Raw genomic sequence first — 289 nt, 5'->3', positions numbered from 1 at the left:
ATGAAGCAGTCCGAGGGCTTCACCCGGCTCACCCCCACCGTGGTCACGATCATCGGCATGGTCGCCAGCTTCTGGCTGCTGGCGGTGGCCATGCGCAGCCTGCCGCTGGGCACCGCCTACACGATCTGGACCGGCATCGGCGCGGTCGGTGCGTTCGTGGTGGGCATTGTGTTTCTGGGCGGGCAGTTCACCCCGATGCGGATCGGTGCGGCGGTGCTGATCGTTTCCGGCCTGGTGCTGATGAAACTCTCCAGTAGCTGAATTTATTTACTCATGGCGGGGAATGGAT

General features: G+C 63.0%; 1 protein-coding gene. It reads left to right on the top strand.

Features of this window, described 5'->3' with window-relative positions; translation table 11 throughout:
- A partial coding sequence (locus tag EN804_RS36520; RefSeq protein ID WP_135922439.1) for a multidrug efflux SMR transporter occupies positions 1-261 on the top strand: 261 nt, incomplete at its 5' end.
- Between the last annotated feature and the right edge of the window lie 28 nt (positions 262-289).

This window comes from Mesorhizobium sp. M8A.F.Ca.ET.161.01.1.1, from assembly GCF_004792105.1.
Classification (GTDB): Bacteria; Pseudomonadota; Alphaproteobacteria; order Rhizobiales; family Rhizobiaceae; genus Mesorhizobium.
Note: the sequence above shows the minus strand (reverse complement) of the source record. Positions and strands in the feature narration are given on the sequence as shown.